This window comes from Nocardioides marmotae (assembly GCF_013177455.1).
GTDB lineage: Bacteria > Actinomycetota > Actinomycetes > Propionibacteriales > Nocardioidaceae > Nocardioides > Nocardioides marmotae.
The window spans coordinates 1,349,457-1,376,285 of the sequence record NZ_CP053660.1 but is presented as its reverse complement, the minus strand read 5'-3'; the positions used below and the strand labels follow the sequence as shown (position 1 = coordinate 1,376,285).

21 protein-coding genes and 1 pseudogene are annotated in these 26,829 nt (G+C 75.0%); 6 read left to right on the top strand and 16 right to left on the bottom strand.

Going from position 1 to position 26,829, the window contains the following annotated elements; translation table 11 throughout:
• Nucleotides 1-59 precede the first annotated feature (59 nt).
• From gatB to gatC, 3 genes are read right to left on the bottom strand one after another with little or no spacing between them, the layout of a single operon-like run.
• On the bottom strand, nt 60-1,580 hold the full coding sequence (gene gatB, locus HPC71_RS06610) for an Asp-tRNA(Asn)/Glu-tRNA(Gln) amidotransferase subunit GatB (RefSeq protein ID WP_154616861.1): 1,521 nt from the start codon (nt 1,578-1,580) through the stop codon (nt 60-62).
• Complete coding sequence (gene gatA / locus HPC71_RS06605) at nt 1,577-3,100, bottom strand: Asp-tRNA(Asn)/Glu-tRNA(Gln) amidotransferase subunit GatA (protein ID WP_171896349.1); 1,524 nt, start codon at nt 3,098-3,100, stop codon at nt 1,577-1,579. The genes gatB and gatA overlap by 4 nt, the downstream gene beginning before the upstream one ends.
• A 5-nt stretch (nt 3,101-3,105) precedes the next feature.
• Nucleotides 3,106-3,405 (bottom strand): Asp-tRNA(Asn)/Glu-tRNA(Gln) amidotransferase subunit GatC, encoded by a 300-nt coding sequence (gatC, locus tag HPC71_RS06600; protein ID WP_154616860.1) that lies wholly within the window; start codon nt 3,403-3,405, stop codon nt 3,106-3,108.
• A 234-nt stretch (nt 3,406-3,639) separates the two neighbouring features.
• On the opposite strand from gatC, the gene HPC71_RS06595 reads away from it, so the two are divergent.
• On the top strand, nt 3,640-4,161 hold the full coding sequence (locus tag HPC71_RS06595) for a SigE family RNA polymerase sigma factor (RefSeq protein WP_171896347.1): 522 nt from the start codon (nt 3,640-3,642) through the stop codon (nt 4,159-4,161).
• On the top strand, nt 4,154-5,320 hold the full coding sequence (locus tag HPC71_RS06590; RefSeq protein ID WP_154616859.1) for a prolyl oligopeptidase family protein: 1,167 nt from the start codon (nt 4,154-4,156) through the stop codon (nt 5,318-5,320). The genes HPC71_RS06595 and HPC71_RS06590 overlap by 8 nt, the downstream gene beginning before the upstream one ends.
• Before the next feature lie 4 nt (nt 5,321-5,324).
• Here the strand turns inward: HPC71_RS06590 and ligA are convergent, their stop codons facing one another.
• Nucleotides 5,325-7,478: an NAD-dependent DNA ligase LigA gene (gene ligA, locus HPC71_RS06585; protein WP_154616858.1), complete on the bottom strand. Its 2,154-nt coding sequence runs from the start codon at nt 7,476-7,478 to the stop codon at nt 5,325-5,327.
• Between the two features lie 151 nt (nt 7,479-7,629).
• Between ligA and HPC71_RS06580 the strand changes: the two genes are divergently transcribed.
• Together HPC71_RS06580 and HPC71_RS06575 are read left to right on the top strand one after the other, a co-directional pair.
• Complete coding sequence (locus tag HPC71_RS06580) at nt 7,630-8,322, top strand: TetR/AcrR family transcriptional regulator C-terminal ligand-binding domain-containing protein (protein WP_253943926.1); 693 nt, start codon at nt 7,630-7,632, stop codon at nt 8,320-8,322.
• Nucleotides 8,323-8,355: 33 nt separating this feature from the next.
• Nucleotides 8,356-9,987 (top strand): MFS transporter, encoded by a 1,632-nt coding sequence (locus HPC71_RS06575; protein WP_154616857.1) that lies wholly within the window; start codon nt 8,356-8,358, stop codon nt 9,985-9,987.
• A 32-nt stretch (nt 9,988-10,019) separates the two neighbouring features.
• Here HPC71_RS06575 and HPC71_RS06570 read toward each other — a convergent pair whose 3' ends face one another.
• The 12 genes and pseudogenes from HPC71_RS06570 to HPC71_RS06515 all read right to left on the bottom strand — a co-directional run bounded on the left by HPC71_RS06570 (nt 10,020) and on the right by HPC71_RS06515 (nt 24,500).
• Nucleotides 10,020-11,081, bottom strand: coding sequence for a uroporphyrinogen decarboxylase/cobalamine-independent methonine synthase family protein (locus HPC71_RS06570; protein ID WP_230084599.1), 1,062 nt, complete (start codon nt 11,079-11,081; stop codon nt 10,020-10,022).
• Between the two features lie 26 nt (nt 11,082-11,107).
• Nucleotides 11,108-12,226, bottom strand: coding sequence for a tRNA 2-thiouridine(34) synthase MnmA (mnmA, locus tag HPC71_RS06565; RefSeq protein WP_154616856.1), 1,119 nt, complete (start codon nt 12,224-12,226; stop codon nt 11,108-11,110).
• The gene (locus HPC71_RS06560) at nt 12,223-13,410 is read right to left on the bottom strand and encodes a cysteine desulfurase family protein (protein WP_154616855.1); all 1,188 of its coding nucleotides are present in this window, start codon (nt 13,408-13,410) and stop codon (nt 12,223-12,225) included. The genes mnmA and HPC71_RS06560 overlap by 4 nt, the downstream gene beginning before the upstream one ends.
• 226 nt (nt 13,411-13,636) lie before the next feature.
• Nucleotides 13,637-14,641, bottom strand: a complete 1,005-nt coding sequence (locus HPC71_RS06555; RefSeq protein ID WP_154616854.1) for an endonuclease/exonuclease/phosphatase family protein — start codon at nt 14,639-14,641, stop codon at nt 13,637-13,639.
• Between the two features lie 14 nt (nt 14,642-14,655).
• A complete protein-coding gene (proB, locus tag HPC71_RS06550; protein WP_171896345.1) occupies nt 14,656-15,771 on the bottom strand; it encodes a glutamate 5-kinase in 1,116 nt (371 codons plus the stop codon).
• On the bottom strand, nt 15,764-17,293 hold the full coding sequence (gene obgE, locus HPC71_RS06545; RefSeq protein ID WP_154616853.1) for a GTPase ObgE: 1,530 nt from the start codon (nt 17,291-17,293) through the stop codon (nt 15,764-15,766). The genes proB and obgE overlap by 8 nt, the downstream gene beginning before the upstream one ends.
• 114 nt (nt 17,294-17,407) lie before the next feature.
• Nucleotides 17,408-17,662, bottom strand: a complete 255-nt coding sequence (rpmA, locus tag HPC71_RS06540; protein WP_154616852.1) for a 50S ribosomal protein L27 — start codon at nt 17,660-17,662, stop codon at nt 17,408-17,410.
• A gap of 42 nt (nt 17,663-17,704) precedes the next feature.
• Complete coding sequence (rplU, locus tag HPC71_RS06535; protein ID WP_171897214.1) at nt 17,705-18,013, bottom strand: 50S ribosomal protein L21; 309 nt, start codon at nt 18,011-18,013, stop codon at nt 17,705-17,707.
• Nucleotides 18,014-19,240: 1,227 nt separating this feature from the next.
• A pseudogene (locus HPC71_RS21240) lies at nt 19,241-21,589 on the bottom strand (Rne/Rng family ribonuclease); the annotation flags it as partial.
• A gap of 554 nt (nt 21,590-22,143) precedes the next feature.
• Nucleotides 22,144-22,872, bottom strand: a complete 729-nt coding sequence (locus tag HPC71_RS06525; RefSeq protein WP_171896344.1) for a TIGR03936 family radical SAM-associated protein — start codon at nt 22,870-22,872, stop codon at nt 22,144-22,146.
• A 9-nt stretch (nt 22,873-22,881) separates the two neighbouring features.
• Nucleotides 22,882-23,364 carry a DUF4190 domain-containing protein gene (locus HPC71_RS06520; RefSeq protein WP_257866253.1) on the bottom strand — a complete coding sequence of 161 codons (483 nt, stop codon included), beginning with the start codon at nt 23,362-23,364 and terminating at the stop codon, nt 22,882-22,884.
• Nucleotides 23,361-24,500, bottom strand: a complete 1,140-nt coding sequence (locus HPC71_RS06515; protein WP_171896342.1) for a winged helix DNA-binding domain-containing protein — start codon at nt 24,498-24,500, stop codon at nt 23,361-23,363. Before HPC71_RS06515 ends, HPC71_RS06520 begins: the two co-directional genes overlap by 4 nt.
• Nucleotides 24,501-24,518: 18 nt before the next feature.
• Here HPC71_RS06515 and HPC71_RS06510 point away from each other — a divergent pair, with 18 nt between their 5' ends.
• On the top strand, nt 24,519-25,562 hold the full coding sequence (locus tag HPC71_RS06510) for an endonuclease/exonuclease/phosphatase family protein (RefSeq protein ID WP_154616848.1): 1,044 nt from the start codon (nt 24,519-24,521) through the stop codon (nt 25,560-25,562).
• The gene (locus tag HPC71_RS06505; RefSeq protein WP_253943925.1) at nt 25,559-26,743 is read left to right on the top strand and encodes an MFS transporter; all 1,185 of its coding nucleotides are present in this window, start codon (nt 25,559-25,561) and stop codon (nt 26,741-26,743) included. The genes HPC71_RS06510 and HPC71_RS06505 overlap by 4 nt, the downstream gene beginning before the upstream one ends.
• Nucleotides 26,744-26,829 lie beyond the last annotated feature (86 nt).

Sequence of the window (26,829 nt, the reverse complement as noted above, 5' to 3'; positions counted from 1 at the left end):
GCGCGCGCCGCAGCCGGAAGATTCATCGGCCGGCCGATGAATCTTCCGGCTGCCGCGACCTACGTGAGCTTCTCGAGGATGAGCTCGCGCACGCGGCCGGCGTCGGCCTGGCCGCGCATCTCCTTCATCACCGCGCCGATGAGCGCGCCGGCGGCGGCGACCTTGCCGTCGCGGATCTTGTCGGCGACGTCGGGGTTGGCGGCGATCGCGTTGTCCACGGCGGTCGAGAGCGCTCCCTCGTCGGAGACGATCGCGAGCCCGCGCTTGTCGACGACCTCGTCGGGGGTGCCCTCGCCGGCGATCAGGCCGTCGAAGACCTGGCGCGCCAGCTTGTCGTTGATCGCGCCGGAGTCGACCAGCGCCTGCACGCGGGCGACGTCGACCGGCGAGACGCCGAGGCCGGCGAGCTCGGTGCCGGCCTCGTTCGCGCGGCGGGCGAGCTCGGAGAGCCACCACTTGCGGGCGGCCGTCGGCGTGGCGCCGGCGGCGATGGTCTCCTCGACCAGCCCGAGGGCGCCGGCACCGACGGTGTCGCGCATCTCGAGGTCGGAGAAGCCCCACTCCGCCTGGAGCCGGGCCCGCTTCTGGGTCGGGTTCTCCGGCAGCGTCCCGCGCAGCTCCTCGACCCACGCGCGCGACGGCGCGACGGGGACGAGGTCGGGCTCGGGGAAGTACCGGTAGTCCTCGGCGTCGGACTTCTCCCGGCCGCTGGTGGTCATGCCGGTGTCCTCGTGCCAGTGCCGGGTCTCCTGGAGGATCGAGCCGCCACCGGCGAGGATCGCGCCGTGGCGCTGCATCTCGTAACGGACCGCGCGCTCGACCGACCGCAACGAGTTGACGTTCTTGGTCTCGGTGCGGGTGCCGAGGGTGCCGGTGCCCTTCGGCGCGAGCGAGAGGTTCACGTCGGCGCGGATCGAGCCCTGGTCCATCCGGGCGTCGGAGACGCCGAGCGCGACGATCAGCTCGCGCAGCTGCGCGACGTACGCCTTGGCGATCTCCGGCGCCCGCTCCCCCGCCCCGCGGATCGGCTTGGTGACGATCTCGATGAGGGGGATGCCGGCGCGGTTGTAGTCGACCAGGGAGTAGTCGGCGCCGTGGATGCGACCGGTGGCACCGCCGACGTGCAGCGACTTGCCGGTGTCCTCCTCCATGTGCGCGCGCTCGATCTCGACGCGGAAGGTCTCGACCTCGCCGTCCTCGGTGGGCACCGTGACGTCCATGAACCCCTCGAACGCGATCGGCTCGTCGTACTGGGAGGTCTGGAAGTTCTTCGGCATGTCCGGGTAGAAGTAGTTCTTCCGCGCGAACCGGCACCACTCCGCGATGTCGCAGTTGAGCGCCAGCCCGATCCGGATCGCCGACTCCACGGCCTTGGCGTTGACGACCGGCATCGCGCCGGGCAGGCCGAGGCAGGTCGGGCACACCTGGGTGTTCGGCTCGGCGCCGAACTCCGTGGCGCAGCCGCAGAACATCTTCGAGGCGGTGTTGAGCTCGACGTGGACCTCCAGGCCCAGCGCCGGGTCGTACGCCGCCAGCACGTCGTCCCAGGGCAGCAGCGCCTCGCGGGTGGTCGCGCTCATCGGGTCGCTCCTTCGAGGGTCGGGGCCTGGGCCAGCAGCGGGCCGCCCCACTGTGCGTGGAGGGCCGCCTCGAGCGCCGCGCCGACGCGGTAGAGCCGGTCGTCGGCCAGCGCCGGGGCGAGCACCTGGAAGCCGGCCGGGAGGCCGTCCTCGTCGGCGAGGCCGCTGGGCAGGGAGATGCCCGGGATGCCGGCGAGGTTCGCCGGGATGGTGGCCAGGTCGTTGAGGTACATCGCCAGCGGGTCGTCGAGCTTCTCGCCCAGCTTGAACGCCGTGGTCGGCGCGGTCGGCGAGACCAGCACGTCGGCCTGCTCGAAGGCAGCCGCGAAGTCGCGGCTGATCAGCGTGCGGACCTTCTGCGCCTGCCCGTAGTAGGCGTCGTAGTAGCCGCTGGACAGCGCGTAGGTGCCCAGGATGATCCGGCGCTTGACCTCGTCGCCGAAGCCCGCGTCGCGGGTGGCGCGCATGACCTCCTCGGCGCTGGGGTTCTCGATGCCCTCGGGCAGCACCCGCAGGCCGTAGCGCATGGCGTCGAACTTCGCCAGGTTGCTCGAGGCCTCGCACGGCATGACCAGGTAGTAGGTCGCCAGCGCGTGCACGAAGCTCGGGCAGGAGACCTCGACGACCTCGGCGCCGGCCTGCACCAGCAGCTCGACGGCCTCGGTGAAGCGCGCCTGGACGCCGGCCTGGTAGCCCTCGCCCTGGAGCTCCTTGATCACGCCGACCCGCAGGCCGGTGAGGTCGCCGGTCGCGCCCTGCTCGGCGGCGGCGACGAGCGCCGGCATCGGCTGGGCGATGCTGGTGGAGTCGAGCGGGTCGTGCCCGCCGATCAGCTCGTGCAGCAGCGCGGAGTCCAGGACGGTCCGGGTCACCGGGCCGACCTGGTCCAGGGAGTTGGCCATGGCGACCAGGCCGTAGCGCGAGATCCCGCCGTACGTCGGCTTGACGCCGACCGTGCCGGTGACCGCGCCGGGCTGGCGGATCGAGCCGCCGGTGTCGGTGCCGAGGGCCAGCGGCGCCTCGAAGGCCGCCACCGCGGCGGCCGAGCCGCCGCCGGAGCCGCCGGGGATCCGGTCGAGGTCCCAGGGGTTGCGGGTGGGTCCGTACGCCGAGTGCTCGGTGGAGCTGCCCATGGCGAACTCGTCCATGTTGGTCTTGCCGAGGATCGGCAGGCCGGCCTCCTTGAGGCGGCGCACGACCGTGGCGTCGTACGGCGGCAGCCAGCCCTCGAGGATCCGCGAGCCGCAGGTGGTCGGCATGCCGACGGTGGTCAGCACGTCCTTGACCGCGATCGGGACGCCGTCGAGCCGCGATGCCGGGGCGCCCGCGGCGCGGCGGGCGTCGGACTCCGCGGCCTGGGCCAGGGCGGCCTCGGCGTCGACGTGGAGGAAGGCGTGGACGTCGCCGTCGACCGCGGCGATGCGGTCGAGGTGGGCCTGGGTCAGCGCGACCGAGGTGGTCTCGCCGGCCGCCAGGGCGTCGGCGAGCGCGGCGGCGGTGCGGGTCTCGGGACCCGGCACGGCGCTCACTGCTCGTCCCCGAGGATCCGCGGCACGGCGAAGCGCTGCTGCTCGACCGCGGGCGCCATGGCGAGAGCGTCCTCGGGGGCCAGCGACGGGGTCACCACGTCCTCGCGGAAGACGTTGGTCAGGGGCAGCGGGTGGGACGTCGGCGGCACGTCGTCACCGGCGACGCCGCTGATCGAGGCGACCGAGTCCAAGATCACCGACAGCTGCGGGGCGAGGTGGTCGAGCTCGGCGTCGTCCAGGTCGATCCGGGCGAGGTCCGCCAGGTGCGCGACCTCGTCACGCGTTATCTCAGGCATGGGTTGATCTTAGGAGCCGGTCCGGTCCGCCCCGTCGCCGGTCGGGCGCCGACCCCCGGACCTGGTCGTCCGCGCGCTCGCCGTGGCGGAGGGGCTCGCGGCCCGAGGCTGCTCGACGGGGGTGCCGGGATCGCGTGCGCGCTGTGACGGGAGGGGCGTACGCCGGCGGGCGACCCAACCGATCGTGGCGGCCGCGGCATCTTCTCGGGTAGACACCTCCCGAAGGAGCCGCCCGTGCCACGACCACCCTCCGACGCCGCGTTCGGCGAGCTCGTCCACGCGACGTGGCCCTCGCTGTACCGCACGGCGTACCTGCTGCTCGGCGACCACGCCGAGGCCGAGGACCTCGTCCAGACGGCCCTGGCCAAGACCTACGCCTCCTGGTCTCGCGTCCGTACGCCGGAGGCCGCGCCGGCCTACGCCCGGACCGTCCTGGTGAACACCGCGGCCTCGTGGTTCCGCAAGCGGGGCTGGCGCAACGAGCGACCCACGGCCGAGCTGCCCGAGGCCGCCGCACCGGCGGGTGACCTCGCCGACCGGCCGACGCTGCTGGCCGCCCTGGCCCAGCTGGCGCCGCGCCAGCGCGCGGTCGTCGTGCTGCGCTACTACGACGACCTCCCGGTGGCCGAGGTCGCCCGCGCCCTCGACTGCAGCGAGGGGACCGTCAAGAGCCAGACCTCCGACGCCCTCGCCCGGCTGCGCACCCTGCTCGGGGACGCCGTCGTCCCGCACACCACTGGAGCCCGCCATGACTGATCGACTCTCCGCACTCCTGCACACCGAGGCCGACGAGCTCCGCGTGCCGCCGCCGGACGCCGGCGCCGTGCTCGCCGGCGGCCGCCGGCTCCGGCGGCGCCGCCGGATCACCACCGCCGGCACCTCGCTGGCCGCCCTCGCCCTGGTCGGCGGGATCGGCCTGGCCGCGGTCGGCGGCGGGGACCCGGGCGACCGCGCCGTCGACCTGCCGCCCGCCGGGGCTCTCCCGATCACCTGGGCGGTCGGCTCCGGGTCGACGGTCCACCTCGACGACGGCTCGAACGTGGCGGTCGACGGGGTGGTGACCTCGCTGTCCTACACCTCCGCCGGGATCCTGGTGCGGACCGGGGCGACGTCCTCGGCCGACCAGGCCGAGCGCGACTACGAGCTCATCGGCGGCGCGGGCGAGCCCACGGCGTTCGAGCTCGAGCTCGGCGACCGCGTCGCGAGCACCGACCCCACGCTGCCGCTGATCGCCTACGCCCGCGCCGGTGCGGACGCCCGCACCTGGGAGGTGGTCCTCCGCGACGTGCGCAGCGGCGAGGAGGTGCGCACCGTGGACGTCGAGGGCGGGTTCACCTGGGGCGGGTGGTCGGCGCCGCCGGTCGCGCTCGACGGCGACACCGTGTACGTCGGCCTGGACGAGGCCACCCTCGCTGTCGACTGGCGCACGGGGCAGGTCACCACCAGCGCCCTGCCCCCCGCCACCATGCCGACGGTCCGCGCGGGCCGGGAGGTCGTCGAGCGCGGCCGCGACGGCGGCGAGGCCGTCGTCGAGGTCGCCTCGGAGGAGGTGCTCGTCGAGACGGTCGGCCCCGACCAGCTCGTGAGCCTCTCCCCCGACGGCGGGACGGCGCTCCTGCACGGCTACCGGGTCTGCGAGGGCACGGCGACCAGCCCGGAGTCCGACGCCGAGGAGGAGCAGCCCGACCGGTGCCGGTTCACCGAGGACGGCGCGCTGGTCGACCTGGCCACCGGCCGGCGTACCCCCGTCGCCCTGGACGGCGCCTCCGGCACCGGCTGGACCGCCGACGGCCGGCTGGTCGTGGTGGCCGAGGAGACGGTCGAGGTCTGCGAGGCGGACGGCACCTGCACGCCGACCGGGATCGAGGTCGACGAGGCGGGCCTCCGGGTGGCGGGCAGCCTCTACGAGGCCTGACCGCTCAGTCCAGCTCGCCGGCCTCCTCGCCGGCCCCCTCGTCGGCTCCGGCGTCGTCCCCGCCCTCGGGCGGACGGACGGCGTCGGGGCCGGCGTCGAGCAGCAGGACGAACCCGTCCTCGTCGAGGATCGGCAGGCCCAGCTGCTCGGCCTTGTCGGCCTTGGACCCGGCGCTCTCGCCGACGACGACGAAGTCGGTCTTCTTCGACACCGAGCCCGAGGCCTTGCCGCCGCGGGCGAGGATCGCCTCCTTGGCCTCGTCGCGGCTGAAGCCGGCGAGCGAGCCGGTCACCACCACGGTGAGCCCCTCCAGCGTCCGCGGCGTGGACTCGTCGCGCTCGTCGGCCATGGAGACCCCGGCGGCGGTCCACTTCTCCACGATCTCGGCGTGCCAGTCAACGGTGAACCACTCGATCACCGCCTCGGCGATGGTCGGCCCGACGCCCTCGGCCGCGGCCAGCTCGGCCTCGCTGGCCGCGCGGATCCGCTCCATCGAGCCGAATTCCTGGGCCAGCGCCCGCGCGGCGGTCGGGCCGACGTGGCGGATCGAGAGCGCGACGAGCACCCGCCACAGCGGCACCTGCTTGCGCTCGGCGAGGTTGGCCAGCAACCGCTGGCCGTTGGCGCTGAGCACCGGGTGGTCGCCCTCGCCCTTCTTCGGCGCGCGGGTGAACAGCGGCGCGCGCAGCAGGGACTCCGCGGTGAGGTCGAAGACGTCTCCCTCGTTGCCGATGACCCCCGCATCGAGCAGGGCCGTCGCGGCCTCGTAGCCGAGCCCCTCGATGTCGAAGGCGCCGCGGCCGGCGACGTGGAAGACCCGCTCGCGCGCCTGGGCGGGGCAGAACTGGTGGTTGGGGCAGCGCCGGTCCTTGTCGCCCTCCTTCTGCTCGACCAGCGTGGTGCCGCAGGCGGGGCACGCGGTCGGGCCGACCCACGGGGCGAGGCCCTCGGGGCGCAGGTCCAGCACCGGCCCGAGGATCTCGGGGATCACGTCCCCGGCCTTGCGCAGGATCACGGTGTCGCCCGGCCGGACGTCCTTGCGCTCGACCTCGTGGTAGTTGTGCAGCGTCGCGTTCTCCACCGTGGAGCCGGCGACCTTGGTCGGCTCCATGACGCCGTACGGCGTGACCCGGCCGGTGCGCCCGACGTTCACGCGGATCTCCAGGAGCCGGGTGTTGACCTCCTCGGGCGGGTACTTGAACGCGATCGCCCACCGCGGGGCGCGGCTGGTCGAGCCGAGCCGGCGCTGGAGCCCGACGTCGTCGACCTTGAGCACCACGCCGTCGATCTCGTGCTCGACGTCGTGGCGGTGCTCGCCGTAGTGCTCGATGAACTCGCGGGCCTCGGCCAGGGAGTCCACCACCCGCACCCGGTCGGAGGTCGGCAGGCCCCACGCCCGCAACGCGTCGTACGCCGCGGACTGGGCGCGCGGCTCGAAGCCCTCGCGCTTGCCGACGCCGTGGCAGACCATGCCCAGCGCGCGGGTGGCGGTGACGCGGGGGTCCTTCTGCCGCAGCGACCCGGCCGCGGCGTTGCGCGGGTTGGCGAAGACCGGCTTGCCGGCCTCGGTCATCGCCTCGTTGAGCCGCTCGAACGCCTCGACGGGCAGGAACACCTCGCCGCGGACCTCCACCAGCCGCGGCACGGGGTGCTCCTCGGTGCCGGTGAGCCGGTCGGGGACGGAGTCGATGGTGCGCACGTTGGGCGTGACGTCCTCGCCGGTGCGGCCGTCGCCGCGGGTGAGGGCACGCACCAGCCGGCCGTCCTCGTAGAGCAGGTTGATGGCCAGCCCGTCGACCTTGAGCTCGCACAGCAGCGCCGGGTCGTCCACGCCGTCGCGGCGCAGGCGGGTGTGCCAGGCCTCGAGCTCCTCGAAGGAGAAGGCGTTGTCGAGGCTCTCCATCCGCTGCAGGTGGTCCACGGCGGTGAAGTCGGTGGAGACCGCCCCGCCCACCTTCTGCGTCGGGCTGTCGGGGGTGCGCAGCTCGGCGTACTGCTCCTCCAGCTCCTCCAGCCGCCGCATCCTCGCGTCGAAGTCGGCGTCGGACAGGGTCGGTGAGTCCAGGACGTAGTAGCGCCAGCGCGCGTCCTCGACCTCCTCGGCCAGCCGTCGGTGCTCCTCGCGGGCGTCCTCGGTCGCGGGGGTCGGGTCGGTCATGGGGACATCTTGCCCGGCGGCACCGACACCTCCGCAGCCCGCCGATGACTCGCGGACGCCCTGGTGGTCCCGACCAGTGGAATAGCCCGGCTGCGGGCCCGGTTGGGCCCCTCATGGAACGGAACGGTTCCGTTCCATCGACGCGAAGCAGGTGCTCCTGCCCATGTCCCCGGTCGAGACCGACGCCGCCGAGCCCGCCGCCGAGCCCTCCCCCCAGCGCGCCGCCGGGCCCTCCCCCCAGCGCTCCGCCGAGCCCTCCCCCCGGCCGCGGGTCGTGGGCGAGCGGGAGCGCGAGATCCTGGAGGCGACCCTCGAGGTCCTCGAGGACGTCGGCTACGACCGGCTCACCATGGACGCCGTCGCCGCCCGCGCGCGGGCGTCCAAGGCGACCCTCTACCGGCGGTGGAACGGGAAGGCCCGGCTCGTCGTCGAGGCGCTGCACGCCACCAAGACGCCCTCGGAGCTGCCGGACACCGGCAGCCTGCGCGGCGACCTCGCGGAGCTCTTCTGCGGGTTCGCCCCGGGCAGCGGGCTGATGGACCGCCGCCAGGTCGCCCTGTTCGCCAGCGTGCTCACCGCGATCGCCCGCGACGCCGACTTCGCCGCCGCGTGGCGCGAGCACGTCGTACCCCACAAGCGAGCGCTCTCCCGCGAGGTGTGGGACCGCGCCCTCGAGCGCGGCGAGATCCGCGCCGACGCCGACCTCGAGCTCTTCGAGGCGGCGCTGCCCGGGATCGTCCTGCACCGCGTCTTCGTGCTCGGCGACGAGCCCACCCCCGAGCTCGTCGCCCGGGTCATCGACCAGATCGTCCTGCCCGCCGCCTCCCGCGGCCCAGGCTCCTGAGGGAGTCCGACAGAGAAGGAAGAAGGACCACCCATGTCCGACCCCACCAGCGGTACGACGGTGGCCGAGCCGTCCTCGGGGGCAGGCCGTCACCTCGGCTGGGCGCTCGTGCTCATCTCGATCGCCCAGCTGATGGTCGTGCTCGACGCGAGCATCGCCAACATCGCCCTGCCCTACATCGGCACCGACCTCGACATCAACGAGGCCAACCTGACCTGGATCGTCACCGGCTACTCCCTCGCCTTCGGCGGCCTCCTGCTGCTCGGCGGCCGGCTCGGTGACCTCTACGGCCGCCGCCGGATCTTCATGACCGGCCTGGTCGTCTTCGCGATCGCCTCCCTGCTCGGGGGCTTCGCGACCAACGAGCCGCTGCTGCTCGGCGCCCGCGGCCTCCAGGGCCTCGGCGCGGCGCTCGCCTCCCCCGCCGCGCTGGCGCTGATCACCACGACGTTCCCGGCCGGGCCGAAGCGCAACCGCGCCTTCGCGGTGTACGCCGCCATGTCGGGCGCCGGCGCGGCGGTCGGCCTGATCCTCGGCGGCTGGCTGACCGGCCTCGACAGCGTCTTCGGCGTGGACACCCTGTTCGGGACCGACCTCAACGGCTGGCGGCTGACCTTCCTCATCAACGTCCCGATCGGCATCGCGGCCGCGCTGCTCGCCCCGCGCTTCCTGCCCGAGTCCGAGTCCCACCCCGGCCAGCTCGACGTGCCGGGCGCCCTGGCCGGCACGCTCGGCCTGCTCGCGCTGGTCTTCGGGTTCACCCGGGCCGGCGAGGAGGCGCACGGCTGGGGCGCCCCCTCGACGATCGCGTCCCTCGCGGCCGGCGTGGCGCTGCTGGCCGTCTTCGCGGTCATCGAGTCGCGGGTCAGCCACCCGCTGCTGCCGGTGCGCATCTTCCAGAACCGCACCCGGGCCACCAGCTTCGCGGTGATGATGCTCATCCCCGCGGCGATGTTCGCGATGTTCTACTTCCTGAGCCTGTTCATCCAGCAGGTGGTGGGCTACAGCCCGCTGCGGACCGGCTTCGCGTTCCTGCCCTTCTCCCTGGGCATCGTCGCCGGGGCCGGCCTGTCCTCGAACCTGGTCAACCGGATCGACGCCCGCTACATCGCCGGCACCGGCACCCTGCTCGCCGCGGGCGCGCTGTTCGGCTTCTCCCGGCTCTCCGTCGACGACTCCGTGGGCGCGCTGCTCACGGCCGCGGACGGGCACGTCGGCGCGGACATCAACTACTGGACCTCGCTGTTCCCCTTCATCGTGCTGATGGCCTTCGGCATGGGCCTGACCTTCGTGCCGATGACGCTCACCGCGGTCCACCACGTCCGCGCCGAGGACTCCGGCATCGGCTCAGGCGTGCTGAACACGATGCAGCAGGTCGGCGGCGCGCTGGGCCTGGCGATCCTCAGCACCGTCTCGCTGCACTTCGCCACCCGCACCGGCGACGACCTGGCCCCGCAGCTGGCCCAGGCGACCGGCGGCCAGGCGACCCCGGAACAGATCGGCTACCTCACGTTCGTCGGCTCCTTCACCGACGGCGCGACGGCGGCGTTCCTCACCGGCGCGGGGATGATCCTCATCGGCTCGCTGCTGATCTGGACGCTGCTCAACGTCAAGCACACCGAGCTGGCCACCGACGGCCCCGAGGGCGGGGGGCACGTCGGCTGAGGCGCCTGACTCGGGGCTGGGGCGGGGCTGAGTCAGCCCGCACGCACGTTCGCGGCGCTCGTCCGGACCAGGGCGAGCGCCGCGCGTGCGTACGCCGCGTCCGCACCCGCCAGGCCGCAGGCCGGCGCGACCACGAGGCCCGGCACCTCGGCCGGGTCGAGACCGAGCATGTCCAGCCACCGCAGCACCCGCTCGGTGACCTGGGCGTCGCCGGTCGCGCCCGCGGAGCCGGTGCCCGGCACGACGCCCAGCGCCACCGACTCCCCCGCCTCCAGGGCCTCGGCCAGCACCTCGTGGTCGGCGGCCGCGATCATCGCGAGGTCGACCGAGAGCCCGCGCGCGCCGGCGCCGCGGACCAGGCCCCACGGGGTGCCCGGGGCGCAGGCGTGCACCCACGGCTCGGCGCCGGCCTCGGTCACCGCGTCGAGGACCCACTCCAGCGCCTGGGAGGCCTCGGGCAGGTCGACGGTGCGGTGCCGGGAGAAGCCCGAGGCGGTCCGCACGGAGCCGGTCACCACCGCGGCCAGGGCCGGCTCGTCGACCTGCACGACGAGCCGTTCGAGGGACGGCAGCCGGCGGCGTACGTCGGCGACGTGGGCGCGCACGCCCTCGGCCAGCGCCTGCGCCAGCTCGCGGCGGGCGCCGTGGTCGGCGAGCAGCTTGTCGCCGCGCGGCCGCTCGACGGTCGCGGCGAGCGTCCAGGGCCCGGCGACCTGGATCTTGAACGCCGCGCCCTCGGCCGGCAGCGCGTCCTGGGCCAGCTCCTCGAGGGTGTCGAGGTCCTGGCCGAGCAGGCTGCGCGCGCGGCGGTGGTCGACGCCGGGCGAGCCGGAGGAGCCGGTGAGCCGCCAGCCGGCCGGGTGGAGGTCGGCGTCGAGCGCGTCGAGGACGGCCAGGCCGCGCCCGATCATCGTGGCGGTCGCGCCGCGACCGGGGACCTCGGGCAGGTAGGGCAGGCCGGGCTCCTGGCCGAGCTCGCCGAGCACCACCCGGACCGCCTCGGCGTGGTCGCGCTGGTCCTCGCCCGGGTGGGAGCCGACGCCGGTGGCCCGGATCCCGCTCATGCTGCTCTCGTTCATGCTGCTCCCGCTCATGCTGCGCCCCTTCATGCCGCTCCCGTTCATGCCGGCACCCTCTCGGTCGCGGCGATGGTGGCCGAGCCGACCACCCGCGTGCCGTCGTAGACGACGACCGCCTGGCCGGGCGCGATGCCGTACGCCGGGTCGAGCAGCTCGACCTCGACCTCGGTGTCGGGCCCGTCGAGGCTCACGATCACCCGCGCGCGGTGCTCCTCGCCGTGCGCGCGGAGCTGGACGGTCACGCCGGAGCCCTCGAGCGCGGTCGGGACGGTGCCGCACCAGCGGGGGCGGATGCCGCGCAGGCGGGTCACCGCGAGCCGCTCGCGCGGGCCGACGCGGACGGTGGCGGAGACCGGCTCGATGTCGAGGACGAACCGCGGCCGGCCGTCGGGCGCGGGCGTGCCGATCCGCAGGCCCTTGCGCTGGCCGATGGTGTAGCCGTAGGTGCCCGCGTGCCGACCGAGCACCTCGCCGGTGGCGTCGTCGACGATGTCGCCGCCGTGGTTGGGCGCGCGGTCGCCGAGCTTCTCGCGCAGCCAGCCGGCGTTGTCGCCGTCGGCGACGAAGCAGATGTCATGGCTGTCGGGCTTGTCCGCGACCAGCAGCCCGCGGGCGGCGGCCTCCTCGCGGACCTGCGCCTTCGGGGTGTCGCCGAGCGGGAAGAGCGAGTGGCGCAGCTGGTCCTGGTCCAGCACGCCGAGCACGTAGGACTGGTCCTTGCCGGCGTCGGCGGCGCGGTGCATCTCGACGAGACCGTCGGGCCCCTCGCGCAGCCGCGCGTAGTGACCGGTCGCCACCGCGTCGAACCCGAGGGCCAGGGCCCGGTCGAGCACCGCGGCGAACTTGATCTTCTCGTTGCACCGCAGGCACGGGTTGGGCGTGCGCCCGGCGGCGTACTCGTCCATGAAGTCCTCGACCACGTCGGCGTGGAAGCGCTCGCTCATGTCCCAGACGTAGAACGGGATGCCGATGACGTCGGCCGCGCGGCGGGCGTCGTTGCTGTCCTCGATGGTGCAGCAGCCGCGGGCGCCGGAGCGGTACGACGCGGGGTTGCGCGAGAGGGCCAGGTGCACGCCGGTGACCTCGTGGCCGGCCTCGGCGGCGCGGGCGGCGGCGACGGCGGAGTCGACGCCGCCGGACATGGCGGCGAGGACCTTCATGCCCGCGCGGCCCGCGCCCGCTCGACGACGGGCGCGATGGCCTCCACGACGGCGTCGACGTCGGCGACGGTGCTGGTGTGGCCGAGGGTGAAGCGCAGCGAGTGCCGCGCGGACTCCTCGTCGCAGCCCATCGCGAGCAGGACGTGGCTGGGCTGCGGCACGCCCGCGCTGCACGCCGAGCCGGTCGAGCACTCGATGCCGCGGGCGTCGAGCAGCATCAGCAGCGAGTCGCCCTCGCAACCGGGGAAGCCGAGGTGGGCGTTGCCGGGGAGGCGGTGCGTGCCCTCGCCCTCGATCGAGCCGCCGTGGAGGTGGGCGTCGGGCACCTGCTCGACGACCCGGCGCACCAGGTCGTCGCGGAGTGCTGCGACCCGGGCGGCGTGCTCGGCCTGGTTCTTCACCGCCAGCTCCACCGCGGCGGCGAAGCCCGCGATCGCCGGCACGTCGAGCGTGCCGCTGCGGATGTCGCGCTCCTGCCCGCCGCCGTGGACGATCGGGGTCACGCCGAGCTCGCGACGTACGACGAGGGTGCCGACGCCGTAGGGACCGCCGACCTTGTGCCCGGTCAGCGTGAGCGCGTCGACGCCGGTGCGGGCGAAGTCGACCGGGACCTGGCCGACCGCCTGGACGGCGTCGGTGTGGACCGGGATGCCGTGCGGGGCGACCGCCGCGACGACCTCCTCGACCGGCTGGAGCGTGCCGACCTCGTTGTTGGCCCACATGACCGAGACCAGCGCGACGCTGGCCGGGTCGCGCTCGACGCTGGCGCGCAGCGCGTCGAGGTCGAGAACGCCGTGGGAGTCGACCGGCAGCAGCTCTACCTCGGCGCCCTCGTGCTCCCCGAGCCACTCGACGGCGTCGAGGACGGCGTGGTGCTCGATGGCCGTGGTCAGCACGCGGGTACGGCGCGGGTCGGCGTCGCGGCGGGCCCAGAAGACGCCCTTGACCGCGAGGTTGTCGGCCTCGGTGCCACCGGAGGTGAACACCACCTCGCCGGGGCGGCAGCCGATCGCCTGCGCGATCGTCTCCCGCGACTCCTCGACGACCCGCCGGGCGTGGCGGCCGGAGGCGTGCAGCGAGCTCGGGTTCCCGACCTGCCCCATCCGGGCGGTCATCGCCTCGACGGCCGCGGGGACCATCGGGGTGGTCGCGGCATGGTCGAGGTAGACGGTCCTGCTGGTCATGGCATCCCCCAGCCTACGGCGCACCCCTCCACCCCCGCCGACGTGGCACTCCCGCACGGTCGAGGTGGCACTCCTGCACGGTTGAGGTGGCACTCCCGCACGCCGCTCCCTGCACGAGTGCCACCTCGAGGCTGCACGAGCGCCACCTCGAGGCTGCACGAGCGCCACCTCGACGCTGCACGAGCGCCACCTCGACGCTGCAGGGGTGCCACCTCGGCGGGTCAGGTCACTGGCGGGCGAGCTCGGCGACGACCGCGCGGTGGTCGGTGCCACCGAGGGCGACGGTGCGCACCGAGCGGACGGCGAGGTCCTCGCCGACCATGACGTGGTCGATCGGCACCAGGGCGGGCAGGAACGACAGCGGCCCGAACAGCCCGTTCTCGGGCCAGGTCGGCTGGAAGCCGGCGTTGCCCAGCTCGACGGCGTCGCGGTAGCCCGCGTCGACCAGCCGCCGCAGCGGAGCGTGGTCGAGGGTGGCGTTGAGGTCGCCGACGACGAGGTCGGCCCCGCCGCGCACGGCCGCCCGCCGCACCGTGTCGTGGTCGCGGCGCCAGGCCTCGGCGTCCAGCGGCGCCGAGGGGTGGACCGCGAGCAGGGTGAGTCCGCCGGGCCCACCCACGTCGACCTTGTACGACGCCAGCGGGGTGTCGAGGCGGCGCGGCTCGGACAGCGGCACCCGGCTGAAGACCATCGTGCCGACGACGGGGTCCTGCTCGGGCCGCCCGATCGCGTAGGGCAGCACGTCGTCGATCCCGGCCGCACGCATCCGCCGCAGCGCCGGCCCGGTGATCTCGTTGACCACCAGCAGGTCGGCCTCCTCCGCGCTGGCCAGCGCCACCAGCCCGAGGGCGTCGCCCTCGCCCTGGTAGAGGTTCGCGGTGACGACCACCAGCGCGTCGGCCCCGCGGGCGGCGGGCGGGTTCGGACCGAGCCAGAAGGGTGCGACCCACCACGCGTGCGCGGCCAGGCCGGCCGTCGCGAGCACCACCGGCACGAGCCGCACCCGGGCCCGCCACCGGGCGTGGCGGACCCCGGCGACGACCAGCGCGGCGGCGTACAGGGGCAGCGCGAGGGGGACGAACGAGGTCAGCCGGACAGCCGGGCCCCAGGCGGGGTCGCTCAGCCGGAGGGCGGTGAGCGCGGCGGCGGGCAGCAGGAGCAGGACCAGCAGCACCAGGCCGAGGTGGTCCCGCAGCCACCAGCCGGTGGCCGAGAGCGCGCGGCGCAGCATCCCGGGCGGGCGCCTCAGACGAGCACGAGGTCGTCGCGGTGGACGACCTCCCGCTCGTAGGCCGCGCCCAGCTCCTTGGCGAGGTCGCGCGAGGACCGGCCGAGCAGATCGGGCAGCTCGTCGGCGTCGAAGTTGACCAGACCACGGGCCACGACGGTGCCGTCGGGGCCGACGACGTCGACGGGGTCGCCGGCGTGGAAGGAGCCGGTCACGGCGGTGATCCCGGCGGCGAGCAGCGAGGCCCGCCGCTCGACGACCGCGCGGACCGCACCGGCGTCGAGCACCAGCGAGCCGAGCGGCTCGGTGGCGTGGGCCAGCCACAGCAGCCGGGTCGGCCGGCGGCGGCCGGTGGCGTGGAAGAGCGTGCCGACCCGCTCCCCCGCCAGCGCCTCGGCGGCGCGGTCGGCGGAGGTCAGCACCACCGGGATGCCGGCGCCGGTGGCGATGCGGGCGGCCTGGACCTTGGTCTGCATGCCGCCGGTGCCGACGCCCGCGGAGCCGGTGCCGCCGATGTCGACCGCGGCCAGGTCGGCGTCGGAGACGACGTCGGTGAGCAGCCGGCTGCCGGGGGTCGACGGCGCGGCGTCGTACAGCCCGTCGACGTCGGAGAGCAGCACCAGCAGGTCGGCGTGGACCAGGTGCGCGACGAGCGCGGCGAGCCGGTCGTTGTCACCGAAGCGGATCTCGGTGGTCGCGACCGTGTCGTTCTCGTTGACGATCGGGAGCACGCCGAGCTCGAGCAGCTTGGCGAGGGTCTGGTGGGCGTTGCGGTAGTGCGAGCGCCGGGTCACGTCGTCGACGGTCAGCAGCACCTGCCCGGCGACGACGCCGTGGCGCGCGAGCTCCTCGGTGTAGCGGTGCACCAGCAGGCCCTGACCCACCGAGGCCGCCGCCTGCTGCGCGGCCAGCCCGCGCGGGCGGGCGCGCAGCCCCAGCGGCGAGAGCCCCGCGGCGATCGCCCCGGAGGAGACCAGGACGACCTCGGCGCCCCGCGCCCGCGCCGCGGCGAGGACGTCGACGAGCCGGCTCATCCGGTCCGGGTCGATGCCGCCGGCGGCGGTGGTCAGCGAGGAGGAACCGACCTTGACGACGACGCGCCGGGCACCGGTGACCTCCGCGCGTTCACTCACCCGGGTCGTCCTCGAGCCAGTCGGGGTCCTCCGAGGTCCCGATCTCGTACGACATCGGACCGCCCGGCCGGTCGAGGCGGCGGGCCACGTCGGCCCGGGTCTCGTTCTCGCCCCGGTCGTCCATCAGCTCATCGATCGCACGGCGGCGCTGGGCGGCCGGGCGGGACTCCTCGAAGCGCTGGTCCTCGCCGCGGCGGCCGAGCATCTCCGCGCCGGCCTCCATCCCGGGCTTGAAGTCGAAGACGACCGAGTTGTCGGGGTGGCCGATGAGGACGGTGTCGCCCTCCTCCGCGCCCAGCTTGACCAGCCGGTCCTCGACGCCGAGCCGGTTGAGCCGGTCGGCGAGGAAGCCGACGGCCTCGTCGTTGCTGAAGTCGGTCTGACGGACCCAGCGCTCGGGCTTGGTGCCACGCACCCGCCAGCCCTCGCTGGTCGCCTTGATCGTGAAGTCGTCGCCGCCGTCGGCCGCGGGCGGCCGAAGCACGATCCGCTGGGACTCCACGACCGGCTTCGCGGCGCGCGCGGCCTCGACGATCTTGGCCATCGCGAAGGTCAGCTCGCGCAGCCCGGCGCCGGAGGCGGCCGAGACCGGGATGACGGTGAGCCCGCGGGCGCGCAGGTCCTCGATCGTGATGTCGGCGAGGTCGGAGCCGTCGGGGACGTCGGTCTTGTTCAGCGCGACCAGCCGCGGCCGGTCCTCGAGGCCGCCGTACCGGGAGAGCTCGTTCTCGATCACGTCGAGGTCGTCGACCGGGTTGCGGCCGGGCTCGATCGTCGCGGTGTCGATGACGTGGACGATCGCGGCGCAGCGCTCGATGTGGCGCAGGAAGTCGTGGCCGAGGCCGCGGCCCTCGCTGGCGCCCTCGATGAGCCCCGGCACGTCGGCGACGGTGAAGGTGACCTCGCCGGCGGTGACCACGCCGAGGTTCGGCACGAGCGTGGTGAAGGGGTAGTCGGCGATCTTCGGCCGCGCGCGGGAGACCGCGGCGATCAGGCTCGACTTGCCGGCGCTCGGGAAGCCGACCAGGCCGATGTCGGCGACGACCTTGAGCTCCAGGACGATGTCGAGCTCGTCGCCGGGCTCGCCGAGCAGCGCGAAGCCGGGGGCCTTGCGCTTGCTGCTGGCCAGAGCGGCGTTGCCGAGGCCGCCGCGACCGCCCTGGGCGATCACCATCTCGGTGCCGGCGCCGACGAGGTCGGCCAGGACGGTGCCGTCCTTGAGGCTGACGACCGTGCCGTCGGGGACCGGCAGCACCAGGTCGGCGCCGTGGCCGCCGTTGCGGTGGGCGCCCGCCCCGTGGCCGCCGTGCTCGGCGCGCCGCTTGGGGCTGTGGTGGTAGTCGACGAGCGTGGTGATCTGCGGGTCGACCCGGAGGATCACCGACCCGCCGGGGCCACCGTTCCCGCCGTCGGGGCCGCCCAGCGGCTTGAACTTCTCGCGGTGGACGGATGCGACGCCGTTCCCGCCACGACCGGCTGCGACATGCAGGGTCACGCGATCGACGAACGTGGGGACGGCCATGCTGGTACCTACTCCTGGTGGCTCGCGCCGGGTGGAAATGACGAAGGGCGCCCCGGCTTCCGGGGCGCCCAACGGTTGTCGGCTCGGGGCCGACCGACGATGTGTCGCCTCAGGTCACTCGCCCGGGACGATGTTCACGACGCGACGACCCCGGCGGGTGCCGAACTCGACGGCGCCGGGAACCAGCGCGAACAGCGTGTCGTCGCCGCCACGGCCGACGCCGCTGCCCGGGTGGAAGTGGGTGCCGCGCTGGCGGACGATGATCTCGCCGGCGTTGACGGTCTGGCCGCCGAAGCGCTTGACGCCCAGACGCTGCGCGTTGGAGTCGCGACCGTTCTTGGTCGACGCCGCGCCCTTCTTGTGTGCCATGTCGTGTCCTTGGGTGTGGGTTGCTGACCTGAGAGCCGGGGCTCAGAGGGAGATGTCGGTGACCTTGACCTGGGTGTACTTCTGGCGGTGACCCTGGCGCTTCTTGTAGCCGGTCTTGTTCTTGTACTTCTGGATGATGATCTTCGGGCCCTTGGTGGCGCCGACGACCTCGGCGGTCACGGACGCGCCGCCGAGCTTGGCGGCGTCGGAGGTGACGTCGTCGCCGTCGACCACGAGCACGACGGGGAGGGTGAGCGAGTCACCGGCGGCCGTCGCGACCTTGTCGATCTCGATGACGTCGCCCACGGCAACCTTCTGCTGCTTGGCGCCTGCGCGCACGATCGCGTACACCGCGGTCTCCTTCGTCGGTCTCTGCATTTACGTCGGGGTCCCCGGGCACGCACGCACGCGCGCCGCACGGAGAGAGGGCGCGCCGTCCAGCGCGCACCGAGGCTCAATACTACGGACGCGGGGCGGCGACCGCAAAACGCCGGTACGCCGCCCCGTCACCCCTGCTCGCGCCGGTCAGCGCTTGCGGGGGCCCTTCTTCTTCACCGGCACGTGCTCGACCGAGGACTCGTCCTCGCCCTCGCTGTCCGCCGGGCCGTCCTGGCCGTCACTGCCGGCCGTGGTGCCGTCCGTGCTGTTGGTGCTGCTCGCCGTCACTCCGGCGGGCGGACCCGCCGGACGGGTCGCGCTGCGGCCCCGCGTGCGGGTGACCACCTTGGGCGCCGGAGGCGTGACCACGGGGGTCGTCGCGGGCGCCTCGGCGGGCTCAGCCGCCTGGGCGGCCTCGGGAGCCTGCGAGGTGGTGACCGGCTCCACGGCCTCGGCGGTCGCCGGGGCCTCGGGGGTCGCGGGCTCGCTGATCGAGACCGGCTCGCTCACCGTGTCCGGCTGACCGGCCGGACGGCTCGCCGCCCGGCGCCGGGTGCGGGTGACCACCCGCGGCGGCGCGGCCGGCTCGACCGGCGCCTCCACCGCAGGCTCGGCCACCGGCTCGGCCACCGGCTCCGCGACCGGCTCGACGGCCTGCTCGACGGGCGCGGTCGCCTCGACGACCGCCTCGACGACCGGCTCGGCGACGGGCGCCGGGTCAGCCGCGCGGCTCCCGCGGCGGCCGCGGGTGCGGGTGGTGACCCGCGGCGGCGCCGGCTCGGCGACGGGCTCGGGCTGGACCTCCGACTCCGCGGCAGCGGGTGCCTCGGCGGGGGCCTCAGCGGCGGGCTCAGCGGCGGGCTCCACGGGCGCGGCCGGCTCGACGACCGGCTCGGCGACGGGCGCCGGGTCGGCCGAGCGGCTGCCACCACGGCGACGGCTGCGGGTGGTGACCCGCGGCGGCGCCGGCTCCGCGGCGGCCTCGGGCTGGACCTCCGACTCCACGGCAGCGGGAGCCTCGACGGGCGCCTCGGCAGCGGTGTCGTCCGCAGCCTCGGCCTTCTCGTCGGGGCGGGCCATCGCGGCCAGCTCGGCCGGGCTGGGCACCTTGGGGGCGCCCGGCTTGTCCGAGGATCCGCCGTCGCGACCGGACTGCTGCTGGGACTGCGGCGGCTGGTCGTCGTCGCGACCCTTGCCGCCCCGGCGACGGCCACCGCCGCCACTGCCACTGCCACCGCGGCCGCGGCCCTCGTCCTCGCTCCTGCGCGGCTCGACCGGGGCATCGTGGATGACCACGCCGCGGCCCTGGCAGTGCTCGCAGTTCTCGCTGAAGGACTCGACCAGGCCGGTGCCGATCCGCTTGCGGGTCATCTGGATCAGCCCGAGCGAGGTGACCTCGGCGACCTGGTGCCGGGTCCGGTCGCGGCCCAGGCACTCCACCAGCCGGCGGAGCACGAGGTCGCGGTTGGACTCCAGGACCATGTCGATGAAGTCGACGACGATGATGCCGCCGATGTCGCGCAGCCGGAGCTGGCGCACGACCTCCTCGGCCGCCTCCAGGTTGTTCTTGGTGACCGTCTCCTCCAGGTTGCCCCCGGAGCCGGTGAACTTGCCGGTGTTGACGTCGATGACCGTCATCGCCTCGGTGCGGTCGATGACCAGCGACCCGCCCGAGGGCAGCCAGACCTTGCGGTCCAGCGCCTTGGCGATCTGCTCCTCGATCCGGTACGACGCGAAGACGTCCTTGCCGTCGTGCTCGGACGGCTCGTAGCGCTCGAGGCGCTCGGCGAGGTCGGGCGCGACGTGCTGGACGTAGCCCTGGACGGTGTCCCAGGCGTCCGAGCCCTCGATGACGAGCTTGGAGAAGTCCTCGGTGAACAGGTCGCGGACCACCTTGAGGGTGAGGTCCGGCTCGCCGTACAGCAGCTGCGGGGCGCTGCCCTTGGCCTTCTTCTCGATGTCCTCCCAGCGGGCCTTGAGCCGCTCGACGTCGCGGGTCAGCTCGTCCTCGCTGGCCCCCTCGGCCGCGGTGCGCACGATCACGCCGGCGGAGTCGGGGACGATGTCCTTGAGCAGCGCCTTGAGGCGGCTGCGCTCGGTGTCGGGGAGCTTGCGGGAGATGCCGCTGGTGGTGCCGTCGGGCACGTAGACCAGGAAGCGGCCGGCGAGGCTGACCTGGCTGGTGAGCCGGGCGCCCTTGTTGCCGATCGGGTCCTTGGTGACCTGCACGAGCACCGACTGGCCCGAGGAGAGGACCGACTCGATCTTGCGGGGCTGGCCCTCGCGGTGACCCAGCGCGGACCAGTTGACCTCACCGGCGTACAGCACGGCATTGCGGCCCTTGCCGATGTCGATGAACGCCGCCTCCATGGAGGGCAGCACGTTCTGGACGCGACCGAGGTAGACGTTGCCGATCAGCGAGGTCTGCGACTCGCGGGCGACGTAGTGCTCCACGAGCACCTTGTCCTCGAGGACGCCGATCTGGGTCAGCTCGTCGCGCTGGCGGACCACCATGACCCGGTCGACCGCCTCGCGACGGGCCAGGAACTCGGCCTCGCTCACGATCGGCGCGCGCCGGCGGCCGGCCTCGCGGCCCTCGCGGCGGCGCTGCTTCTTGGCCTCCAGGCGGGTCGAGCCGGAGACGGCGGTGATCTGGTCCTCGCCGGTGCGGCTCTGCCGGACGCGGGTGACGGTCTTCTCCGAGTCCTCCCCGCTGTCGCCGCTGTCCCCGCCCTCACCGGAGCGGCGGCGCCGGCGGCGGCGCCGGGAGGACGAGCCCTCGCCGGACTCCCCCTCGCTGCGGTCCTTGTCCTGCTCCTGGTCCGACGCCTCCTCGGAGGCCTCGCCGGGCTTCTCGCCGGCCTGGCCCTCGCCCGCGGCGGTGCTGTCCTTGGCGCCGGAGCGCTGGTTGCCCGAGCCCTGGTTGCCCGAGCCCTGGTCGCCGGAGCCCTGGTCGGACTCGGCGGAGTCCCCGCCACCGGACTTGCGGCGGCGGCGACCGCCCCGGCGGCGACGACGACGGCCGTTGCCGCCGCCCTCGCCGTCCTGGTCGGTGTCGTCCTGGTCGGTGTCGTCCTCGCCGTCCTGCTCGTCGGCGTCCTCGCCGTCCTGGTCGTCGGCCTGCTCGTCGGCCGCCTCAGCAGCCTCCTCGGCGGCCGGCGGCTCGACGGTCGGCTCGCCCGGGGCGGCCTCGGTCAGCTCGTCGTCCTCGGCCAGCGGCTCCTCGACCGGCTCCGGCTCGGGAGCCGGGACGGCGCGCTTGCGGCTGCGGCGCGCAGGCGCCTTGACCGGCTCGGGGGCCTGGAACAGCGGTACGGCGGCCGGGCGGGTCGCCTCGACCGTGGCCTCGCCCGCTCCGGCGTCCTCGGCGGGGGAAGCCGCGGCCTCGACCGTCGGGTCGACCTCGGGAGCCGCGGCGGCCTTCTTCGCGCTCGCCCGCTTGGCCGGGGCCTTCTTGGCGGCGGCCTTCTTCGTGGTCCGCTTCGCGGCAGCCTTCTTCGCCGGGGCGGGCTCCTCGCCCGCGACGGCGACCGGACTCTCGGCCGGCACCTCGACGGGCGCCTCGACCGGGGCGGCGTCCGCGATCGGGAGCTCGGCGTCGGCCACGGCGGCGGCCTTCTTGGTGGTCCGCTTGGCGGGGGCCTTCTTGGCCGCTGCCTTCTTGGTCGTCGCGGTCTTCGCGGCGGCCGTCTTCTTGGCGGCGGTCTTGCGCGCGGCGGTCTTCTTCGCCGGCGGCGTGTCCTCCGAGGCGGGGCCGGTGGTGGCCCCCGTGGTCTCGGTGGGGGCGACCTGCAGGTCGTCGTCAGCCATGTGCTGCTCCTCGGCCCGGGCCCCGCGGGGCGACCGGGCGGTCAGACGCCGCCCACCCGGGTGCTCAAGGTCGACGGCGCAAAGCCTTCGGTGGCGGCGACACCCTCCGCGGTGTGCGTCGCTGGGTGTGGGAGGTCACCTGCCGCGGTCGCCGAGCCCTGTCACGGCTGCGTCGCGTCTGGCGACGACCTGCACCCACCGTGCCGGCCCACAGGCTGCGGACCAGGCGAGAACGTCGTCGGGTCGACGGGGTCGACCGTCGCCGAGTATCGCACACCACACGGGTGTTGCGGTCATGACCGCGCGTGAAGCGGGTCGCGTACCTCTCCGGTCTCCTCGTCCAGGGGCCCCTGGGCGATGCGGGTGAGCAGCGGTGCCGGGCCGAGCGCGACCGCGGAGACCTGGGCCAGGCCGCGGAGGACGTCGTCGGGTCGGATCGACGGCACGGCGTGTCGCAGCACCAGGTCGAGCCGGGCGCCGGCGGGCGAGTCGTCCGGGGCGGGCCCCGCGACGAGGGAGACGACCGGGACGCGGCAGTCCAGCTCGCGCAGGCCCTTCTTGGTCATCCGCTCCACGAGCACCGAGTCCGCGGCGAGGAAGGCGTCGACCGCGATCGCCGCCTCGGTCGGCTGGGCCTCGATGTCGGCCCACCAGCGGCTGGCCTCGAGCAGGTCGGCGAGCGAGCCGCCCGGGGACTCCACGACCTCGAGCACGTCGAGGCCCACCGGGAGCGCCTCCTCGAGCTGGGCATGGATGTCGGCGGGGTCGACGACCGCGGCGAGCCCGATCTCGACGTACTCCGCCTCGCTGGCCGACCCGGTGGGCGCGGCGCCGGCGTAGGAGATCCGGGGGTGGGGGTGGAACCCCGAGGAGTAGGCCATCGGCAGGCGGGCGCGGAAGACCGCGCGCTCGAAGGCCCGGCTGAAGTCGCGGTGGCTGGTGAACCGGAGCCGGCCGCGCTTGGCGTACCGGATCCGCAGCCGCTGGACGGGAGGGGCCTGCTGCTCGGGCTGCTTGCGCACGCGCGGATCCTACGGCCGGCAGTCCTCGAGTAGCGGATCGCCGAGGGTCCCGCCGCCGGGCACGCAGGTGCTGGTCGGGTCCACGGGGACGGGCCGGCTCCGCCGGATCTCCTCGCGGCCGTTGTCGATCGCCACGCCGACCCCGATCACGAGGGCGAGGACCACCGCGGTCCCCACCACCGAGATGATCGTGCCGAGCAGGCCCGTGACGAAGCCGGCGCTCGCGACGCTCGTCCCGCCCAGCCGGCCGCCCGAGGCCGCGATCTCCCGCTGCGCGGACCTCCCGAGGATCATCGCCGGCACCCCGGTGAGGAACCCCGCGCAGGTCAGCGAGAGCACGCCGAGCACGAGCGAGGCGGTTGCCTGGCCGGGCGTGGGCGGGGGCTGCGGAGGCTGCGGAGGCTGTGGGAAGGCGCCGGGTTGCTGGCCCGGCTGCGGGCCAGGAGGCGGCGGCCACCCGCCGTACGACGGCGGCTGCGGCGGCTGGGTCACGGGCGCTCCTTCATGGCGGGCGAGGGGTAGACGGTGCCGACACGCTCCCCCGCCAGCCAGGCGGTCAACCGTGCGGCCTCGTGGTCGAGCAGGGCGCGGGCCGCGACCGGCACGTCCTCGACGAGCCGCACGTGCACCGTCCCGGCGGGGTCCTGGGTCCAGCAGCCGACGGCCCGGCCGTTCCACCAGGCGGTGGTGCCGGCGTTGCCGTTGCGGTCGAAGAGGGCGGGCGCGTGCGGCCCGAGGTACCAGGCGCGCTCCTTCCACCCCATCACGGTCGCGTCGAGCACCGGCAGCAGGGCCGCCCAGTCCTCGGGGGCGGCCACGGGCTCCTCGTCCTCGGGCAGCAGCCAGCCGGTGCCGCCGCCGTCGAGGCCGACGCGGACCGCGCCGAGGTCGGCCAGCGCGGCGCGGACCGCGCCCTTGGTCGCGCCCAGCCACCACACCAGGTCGGCCTCGGTGCCGGGGCCGAAGCTCCACAGCCAGCGCCGCACCAGCGCGGCGTACCCCTCGGCCGGCGGGAGCGGCGCCGGGACCTCGCCGAGCCAGTGCTCCATGAGCGTCCAGCGCGGCCGGGAGACCCGCCAGTGCTGGGTGTTGGTGCCGCGGACCACGCGCGCCTCCGCGCCGAGCCCGGTGAGCAGCCGGCCGGTGAACAGCGATCCCCCGAGGGCGGGGACCGCCGCGCGCAGCTCGGCCGCGGTCAGCCCGGCGGGGTGCTCGGCGAGCAGCGCCAGCACGTCGGCGCGGTTCGCGGCGAGCCACGCCTCGCCGTCGGTGGCGAGCCCCTCGAGGACGACGTCCTTGACCACCCGGGCCCGCTCGGTCGCCGCGACCCGCGCCGAGGCGCTCCCCCACGCGGCGGGCAGCAGGTCGCGCGGCAGCACGAAGAGGGTGCGGCGCATCGCCAGCTGCTTGACCAGCGTCCGGTCGGCCTCCAACGCCCGGTCGAGGTCCGCGCGGGCGAAGCCGTCGACCCGCGCCCACACCGAGAGGTACGGCGTCGCCGGCTCGGTCGCGTGCAGCACCGTCATCGCGGCGGTGGCCGCCTCGGCGTCGGCCACCCGCGCGGTCGGGGCCAGGCCGTGGCGCAGCGCGAGCCGCGCCCGCCGCTCGTCGTCGGTCACGCAGCGCACGGCGCCTATCCTGCACGAGTGCATCGCGGGGTCCACGGGTTGTTCGCGCTCGTCGCCCTCGCGACGATCGTGTCCCTCGTCGTGCTGTGGCCGCAGCCGGCGAACGTCCCCGAAGGACCCGGCCGCCCCGGCGGCATCCCCCAGCCCACCGGGCCCTCCGCGACCGGCCCCTCCGGCCTGCCGACCGGCGGATCGAGCGGCGGACCGACCGGCGGACCGACCGGCGGGGCCACCGGGGGGCCGGGCTCGCCCGGCTCGCCGGGGCTCCCGACGCTGCCGACCGAGCCCGCCCAGACCTGCATCGACCCCGCGCCCGACGGGCTGGTCGTGCTCAGCTTCAACATCCACGGCGGCCTCGGGGCCGGCGGGCAGGACCTGGAGCGGATCGCCCGGGAGATCAAGGCCTGGGACGCCGACGTGGTGCTGCTCCAGGAGGTCGACCGGTTCCGGGCGCGCAGCGGCTTCGTGGACCAGCCGACCTGGTTGGGCACCCGGCTGGGCATGAACGCCGTCTACGGCCGCAACGTCGTCCGCCTCCCCGAGCGCCGGGGCGCCCCGCGCGCGGAGTACGGCACCGCCCTGCTCAGCCGGCTGCCGGTGCGCCGCTGGGAGAACCGGATGCTGCCCCGCCAGCGCGGCCAGGAGCAGCGCGGCCTCCTGCGGGCCACGCTCGACCTCGCCGGCCGGCCGCTCGACGTCTACAACACCCACCTGCAGCACACCCGCGGCACGATCCGGATCGCCCAGCTCAAGGCCGCCCGGCGCATCGTCGCGCGGCGCTCGGGGCCAGGGACGCCCTTCGTGCTGGGCGGCGACCTGAACGCCACTCCCGACTCCCCCGCGCTGGGCGTCACCCGCTCCTTCGCCCTCGACCCGTGGCCCGTCGTCGGCGAGGGGGAAGGGCTGACGGTGCCCGCCCGGGTGCCGAGGCGGAGGATCGACTACGTGCTGCACTCCCCTCACCTCCTCCCGACGAGCGCGCAGGCGCTCCGCTCGGCGATCAGCGACCACCGCGCCGTGCGCGTGACCTTCGACGTGCCGCGACCCGGGTGCGGGCGGTGACCACGCGGCGTACCGCGCTCCTCGTCGCCGGCGTCGTCCTCCTCTCCCTCAACCTGCGCCCGGCCGCGGTGAGCGTCGGGCCGGTGCTCGGCGAGGTCCGCGACGCCTTCGGCATGTCCGGGGCGACCGCGGGGCTGCTGACCTCGCTGCCGGTGCTGGCGTTCGCGGTGTTCGGGGCCGTCGCCCCGACCGCGGCCCGCCTCGTCGGGGTGCACCGGGTGACGCTGCTGGCGCTGCTGGCCGTCGGCGCCGGGCTGCTCGGGCGCGCGCTCACCCACAGCGAGGCGCTCTTCCTGCTGCTCTCGCTGCTCGCGGTGGCCGGCATGGCGATGGCCAACGTGCTGCTGCCCTCGCTGATCAAGCTGCACTTCCCCACCCGCATCGGCGCGATGACCGCGGCGTACACGACCGCGCTGGCGGTCGGCCTGACCGCCTCGCTGGCGCTGACCGTGCCGGTCGCCGAGGCGTTCGGCGGCTGGCGCACCGGGCTGGGGCTCTGGGCGGTCGTCGCCTTCCTCGCCGCGCTGCCGTGGCTGGGCCTGGTCGCCCACGACCGCAGGCCCGACGACGCACCCGCCGCGACGGTCGTCCGGTACGCCGACGTCGCCCGCACCCCGCTCGGCCTCGCGATGGCGCTCTTCTTCGGCCTCCAGTCGCTCCAGGCGTACGCCGTGTTCGGCTGGTTCGCCCAGCTGTGGCGCGACAGCGGCTGGTCGCCCACGGCCGCCGGCCTGCTGGTCGCGCTGATCGCGGCGGTGAGCATCCCGCTGTCGCTGTGGCTCCCCCGCCTGCTGGCCTCCCGCGAGCGGCCGGCGGGCGTGCTGCTGGCGGTCATCGCCTGCTACCCGGTGGGCTACCTCGGGCTGATCCTCGCGCCGTACTCCCTCGCCCCGCTGTGGGCGCTGCTGGTCGGCACCGCGGCCTGCACGTTCCCGCTGATCCTCACCCTCGTCGGGCTGCGGGCCCGCACCGCCGAGGGCACGGCGGCGCTCTCGGCCTTCACCCAGTCCGCGGGCTACCTGCTCGCGGCCGTCGGGCCGTTCGCCATCGGGGTGGTCCACGACGCGACGGGCGGGTGGCGGTGGCCGGTCGCCCTGCTGCTGGTGCTGAGCCTGCCGCTGGCGCCCCTGGCGGCGTACGTCGCCCGGCCCCACGCGATCGAGGACCAGCTCCGGGCCTGACCCGCCGCCGGGGCGCCGCGGCGCCGGCGTCGTCGTAGGGTGCCCCTGGCCGTCGGGACCCCGCGACGCCGCACCGCTCGGGAGGC